This window comes from Yersinia aldovae ATCC 35236 (assembly GCF_000173735.1).
Lineage (GTDB): Bacteria > Pseudomonadota > Gammaproteobacteria > Enterobacterales > Enterobacteriaceae > Yersinia > Yersinia aldovae.
On the sequence record NZ_ACCB01000087.1, the window covers coordinates 1 to 2,037 of the forward strand.

Sequence of the window (2,037 nt, forward strand, 5' to 3'; positions counted from 1 at the left end):
ACCCCCACTTCCCACTTACCTATACACACTAAATGGGGGAAAGAGAGCAAACCCGCGTCAGGACTGGGCTGAGAGCACCGAGCCAAAACTCAGGTGGGGGAACAAGTGGGAGTCAGTTAAGTGGGGGAAATGTGGGGGAAGGATTTATTAAACCATGCTAAATACAAACGCACGACCACAACCACAGTAAACTTCTGCCATTAAGCTGGTAGCGACCAACAGTGGCAATTTGAGCAAGGGCTGAGTCTGCATTTTTGGATTAAATCACAGATCTTGATATTAGATTTAGCATAAAAAACTACTTAGTTAATGAGCCATCTAAACATTTCAAAGTTTCCAATGCCGTCTGACGAAAACAGTGATAAACCTCTTCCCATTCAACTCTGCTATTCTCAAATACCATTGGAACCACAAACTGCCCATAGCGCTCTTTAAAATAGGGGTTACTACCAATTTCGTCTAATCCCGCTTTAAGTTCATCTATAGCATTTGCTTCCAATTGCGGATGCTGGCATCCATAACGCTCAATATCTAGTTGAATCGTCTGTTGCACAAAAACTGATAGCTGACAAATATTTAAACCCAAGGCATCGACAATGCGATAATTATCGTAAATATGGCGAACCAACGATTCGTCATCTTTGCGGTCTACATTTCTCATAAATGCAGCCGTACGCCTCATCATGGCAACTATCTTTTCAGCTTGGGTGCTGATAATTGTTGTGCAAGGAAATGCAGATATTTCGCTCCCTTTTCCTGCCAACTCGTAGACAAAAGAACTAATATTTCTCAACTCAGCCGGTTCTAACAAATCTGATTCCATTAATTCCAGCTTGATGAAAGGTCTAAGACAAGGGACTTGAGTAAACTCTTGAGGGTATTGGATTTGAATATCATTATATCGATATTCATCCCGAGCTATTCTTGGATAGCTCTTATCGAACTTAAATAGCTCTGATACAATAATAATATCTGATATTTTTTCGATAATTTCCTTTCTCGCATTTTTACGTTGTGAACGCGAGAACTGGTTATCATCAAGAAAATCCGAATTGGGGATAAGTTTTATATCTACATCCTCAGACATCCGATTTAATTTAATACCTGATTTCGCCAGAGATGTTCCTCCAGCAAACACAAGTTGATGTGTCTCAAATATCAAAGGCTGTAATAGGCGAAGTAACTCAATAACATAATAATCTTTTTCAACGATAGATGTTGCACCGATCCCCAAGGCATCGGCAACATCTGCAAAAATCATTGATAATTTATCCATTCAATCTGCTATTCCCAACGGACAATGCACGTTTGAAGCGAGGCGACGTCTTGACTTGAGTGTAAGCAGGTACTTGCGTTGTTTCACCTTTTATATACTTAGTCGTGCTGGCATCCAATGTGTAATCAACATTCAAACGGTCAAGTGACTCAAGAATAACTGCGTCAGAACCGCCAGGAGAGGCAGGCATGATCTTACCAGTGATCGAGTTCTTACGCGCTTTGGTGTACAGTCCATACCCCACCCTAAGCAATAATCCTTCTTTCACTAGATTACGCAACACGCGACCAATCTGATCGTAATCAGCAATATCTTTGAAATCATCACGAGTAAACACGTAACGTTTAGAACGTTTTAATCTCGTTTGAATACGTTCTTTGATAGTCATCATCCACCTCCCGTTCAACTTTCCAAAGCATAGCAAACATACGACATTATTTCTAGCAAACATACGACATCCAGATAATGCACAGCCCTTGATATATCTAAATTACAGCACCAAACTCTTTATCAGTTATGCACTGATAATTAAAGATTCAGAACAACCCAGCACACGGGCCTATGACCTCTCGCCGCTCAATCTGTATATCGATAACGATGGCGAAGAAGTTAACTCATTGGTGCTGTGTGATAAAGGGCGTGAAGTCAGCGATGAAGACTCACCCTATGAGGGCGAACTGGCGGGTATTCAGCGCCTGACGGCCAATCATATCACGCTGTGGCAATCTATCCGCTCCCGTACCGCCAGTGGTGAAGCCTGC

At 41.8% G+C, this 2,037-nt stretch carries 2 protein-coding genes and 1 pseudogene; 1 reads left to right on the top strand and 2 read right to left on the bottom strand.

The window, feature by feature from the left end; translation table 11 throughout:
• Positions 1-298: 298 nt before the first annotated feature.
• Together YALDO0001_RS19240 and YALDO0001_RS19245 are read right to left on the bottom strand one after the other, a co-directional pair.
• Positions 299-1,276: a nucleotidyl transferase AbiEii/AbiGii toxin family protein gene (locus YALDO0001_RS19240; RefSeq protein ID WP_042840635.1), complete on the bottom strand. Its 978-nt coding sequence runs from the start codon at positions 1,274-1,276 to the stop codon at positions 299-301.
• Positions 1,269-1,664 carry a DUF6088 family protein gene (locus tag YALDO0001_RS19245; protein ID WP_042840637.1) on the bottom strand — a complete coding sequence of 132 codons (396 nt, stop codon included), beginning with the start codon at positions 1,662-1,664 and terminating at the stop codon, positions 1,269-1,271. Before YALDO0001_RS19245 ends, YALDO0001_RS19240 begins: the two co-directional genes overlap by 8 nt.
• Positions 1,665-1,803: 139 nt before the next feature.
• Here YALDO0001_RS19245 and YALDO0001_RS19250 point away from each other — a divergent pair.
• Positions 1,804-2,037: pseudogene (locus YALDO0001_RS19250) on the top strand (Cro/Cl family transcriptional regulator); the annotation flags it as partial.